Here is a 3600-nt window from a genome sequence, read left to right on the forward strand (position 1 = left end):
CTCCATGTTGCCGGTGCCCTTGAACTCCTCGAAGATCACCTCGTCCATCCGCGAGCCGGTGTCGACCAGCGCGGTGGCCAGGATGGTCAGCGAGCCGCCGTTCTCGATGTTGCGCGCGGCGCCGAAGAACTTCTTCGGCGGGTACAGCGCGGTCGAGTCGACACCACCGGACAGGATGCGGCCGGAGGCGGGCGCGGCCAGGTTGTAGGCGCGGCCCAGGCGGGTGATGGAGTCCAGCAGGATCACCACGTCGTGGCCCAGCTCCACCAGGCGCTTGGCGCGCTCGATGGCGAGCTCGGCGACGGTGGTGTGGTCCTCGGCCGGGCGGTCGAAGGTCGAGGAGATGACCTCGCCCTTCACCGACCGCTGCATGTCGGTGACCTCTTCCGGACGCTCGTCGACCAGGACGACCATCAGGTGGCACTCGGGGTTGTTGTGGGTGATCGCGTTGGCGATCGCCTGCATGATCATGGTCTTGCCGGTCTTCGGCGGGGCCACGATCAGACCGCGCTGGCCCTTGCCGATCGGCGACACCAGGTCGATGATCCGGGTGGTCAGCACGCCCGGGTCGGTCTCCAGGCGCAGCCGCTCCTGGGGGTACAGCGGGGTCAGCTTGCCGAACTCGGGGCGGCCGCGGCCGCTGTCCGGGTCCATGCCGTTGACGGAGTCCAGGCGCACCAGCGCGTTGAACTTCTCGCGGCGCTCGCCGTCCTTCGGCTGCCGGACGGCGCCGGTGATGGCGTCGCCCTTGCGCAGGCCGTGCTTGCGGACCTGGGCCAGCGAGACGTAGACGTCGTTCTGGCCGGGCAGGTAGCCGGAGGTCCGGACGAAGGCGTAGTTGTCGAGGATGTCCAGGATGCCCGCGACCGGGATCAGGACGTCGTCCTCGCTCAGCTGCACCTCGGCGGCGCCGCCCTCGAAGCCCTCGCGGCGACGGCCCCGACGGTCGCGGTAGCGGCCGCGGCGGCCGCGGCGGCCGTCGCCGAACTCGTCGTCGTCGTAGCCGCCCTGCTGCTGGGCGGCGCCGGCCTGCTGCTGGCCACCACCCTGCTGCTGGCCCTGCTGGCGGGTCTGGCCGCCGTCCTGCTGCTGGCCGCCGCCCTGCTGGCGGTCGGCGCGGTCGCGCTCGCGGCGGTTGCGGCGGTCGCGGCGGGACTCGCGGATCTCGCCGTCGCCCTCGGCCGCGGCGGCCTCGGTGCGCTCGGCACGCTCGCCGCCCTCGCGGCGGTCGCGGTCACGGCGGTCCCGGCGCTCGCGGCGCTCGGTGCGGCCCTCGCCCTCGGCGGCCGGGCGCTGGCCCTCGGCCTTGGCCTCGGCGGCCGGCCGGTCCTGCTCGGTGGCGGTGGCGGTGGCGGCCTCGGCGGTGGGCGCGCCGGCGGCGGCGGTGGCGCGGCGGCGCGGACGCTCGGTCCGGGCGGCGGCGGCCGCGGTGTCGGCGGCGGCCTGCACCGGGATCTCGATCTGCGCCTGCGGCTGCGGCTCGGTGGCGGCGGCGGTGCGGGCGCGGCGGGCCGGCTTCTCCTCGGCCGCGGCCGGGGCGGCCTCGGCGGGAGCAGCCGACTTGGCGGCCTTCTTGGCGGCCGGAGCGGCGGGGGCGGAGCCGCCCGCGAGCAGCGGGTCGCCGCCGCTCTTCTCCTTGATGGCCTCGATCAGCTGGCTCTTGCGCATCCGTCCGGTACCGCTGATCCCGAGGGTCGAGGCGAGCTTCTGGAGCTCGGCCAGGACCAGGCCGTCCAGGCCGGCGGCAGCGGTACGACGGCGTCGCGCCGGAGCCGCGGGGGCGGCGGCTGCGTCCGACGCCTCGGCGTCCGGGCGCGCGCCCATCAGATCGGTGGTGTCGCTCACTAAGGGTCCTTCCCTGGAGCGGACGTCGGCCTGTCTGGCACGGCGACCGGTTGTGCTGTCCTGGCCAGCATCTCTGTGCGCTGGTCAGGGGCTGGATTCCCGCGGAAGGCTGGTCCTTCCGGGGAGCTGCGAAGTGCGGTGCACTGTGGTGCGAAGGTGGCGCGGACGGCCGTTATCGACCTCGCTGCGCCTGTTTTGATGCCCGGGCCCCCGTCGCGCGGCGGCAGTTCGGGCCCCGCCCGGCCGCTCGATGCAGAGGCTGCGGGTGGGAGTCTGGTGCCGTCACGGCTTCGGGATGGGCCGCAGTCGCGCAGGCAGGCTGCGTACGCGGTGTGGCGGGCTCCCGGAGAATCGTGATCCCGAGCTTCCGGCCTCCGTGTGGACGGGGGAACGGGATCGGGATGCGTCGCACCGGGCCCCGGAGGGCATCTGGTGCAGCAATGAGGTTAACACTACCGACCCCCTGACACATTCCCCAGCCCTTTGGTTGTCAATCGTGTCCGTCTCACATGTCGAGCGGCAGCACGGTCGCGCCGGTGCGGTCGAGCTCCAGCCGGTGCGCCGCGAACTGCGGCCCGGCGAAGGACAGCAGCTTCTCGGCGCCGGCCTCGTCGGAGAGCGCGAGCACCGTCGGTCCGGCGCCCGAGATGACGGCGGGCACGCCCTCGGCGCGCAGCGCCGCGACCAGGGCGGCGCTGTCGGGCATCGCGGAGGCCCGGTAGTCCTGGTGGATGCGGTCCTCGGTGGCGGTGAGCAGCAGTTCGGGGCGGCGGGTGAGCGCCTCGACCAGCAGGGCGGCGCGGCCGGCGTTGACGGCGGCGTCGGAGAGCGGGACGGTCTTGGGGAGGAGACCGCGGGCCGTCTCGGTGAGGACCTCGGTGGAGGGCACGAACACGACCGGAACGACCCGGTCGGACGGGTCGAGCGTGATGGTGCGCGCGGTGCCGTCCTCGGTCCAGGCGACGGTGAAGTTGCCGCGCAGGCAGGCCGCGACGTTGTCGGGGTGGCCCTCCAGCTCGGAGGCGAGGGCGAGCAGCGCGTCGTCGTCGAGGGCGGAGGCGCCGCCGATGGTGACGGCGCGGGCGGCGACGATGCCGGCGCAGATCGCGGCGGACGAGGAGCCCAGGCCGCGACCGTGCGGTATGCGGTTGGCGCAGACCACTTCGAGGCCGCGGGGCTGTCCGCCGAGCCGGTCGAAGGCCGCGCGCAGCGAGCGGACCAGCAGGTGGCGCTCGTCGCGGGGCAGGGTGTCGGCGCCCTCGCCGGCGATGTCCACGCTCAGGCCGGAGTCGGCGACTCGCACCACCACGTCGTCGTAGAGCCCGAGGGCGAGGCCGAATGCGTCGAAGCCGGGGCCGAGGTTGGCGCTGGTCGCGGGGACGCGGACCCGGACGGCGGCGGCGCGGAACGCGGGACCGGCCATGCGGTGGACACTCCTGAAAAGTGGGGGCGGCCCGGACGACGGGGCCTGCGGTGGTACGGCGGCGGGGTGGTCGAAGGGAGCGCGCAGCGTGGCGCGGCCCGCCGGGGTCCAGCGTATCGAAGAGAGGTTCCAGAGCGGTACACCCTGCTCGGCTCGGATCTTCCGTGTTGCCACAAGCAGCGGAAAAGCGCCGGTCGGATGACCTGAAAGCTACCGGAAAGTGTGGACACCTGGCCCGAATGCGCGGCGAGCGGCGGGACAGCGCCGCGGGGCCCCGCCCCCGCTAGGAGGAGGGGGAGGACCAGCGGCCCAGGCGGGGGGGGGGCGGGGAG

At 74.3% G+C, this 3600-nt stretch carries 2 protein-coding genes; both read right to left on the bottom strand.

Annotated elements, in window-relative coordinates; all coding sequences use genetic code 11:
• On the bottom strand, positions 1-1845 hold a 1845-nt coding region (gene rho / locus ACWEMJ_RS33865), incomplete at its 3' end, for a transcription termination factor Rho (protein WP_452140982.1).
• A 505-nt stretch (positions 1846-2350) separates the two neighbouring features.
• The gene (gene thrB, locus ACWEMJ_RS33870) at positions 2351-3268 is read right to left on the bottom strand and encodes a homoserine kinase (protein WP_452140983.1); all 918 of its coding nucleotides are present in this window, start codon (positions 3266-3268) and stop codon (positions 2351-2353) included.
• Positions 3269-3600: the final 332 nt, after the last annotated feature.

This window comes from Kitasatospora sp. NPDC004531 (assembly GCF_053602195.1).

Excerpts from the sequence above, each read along its gene's own strand:
- thrB (WP_452140983.1), bottom strand. The coding sequence starts at position 3,268 with ATGGCCGGTCCCGCGTTCCGCGCCGCCGCCGTCCGGGTCCGCGTCCCC.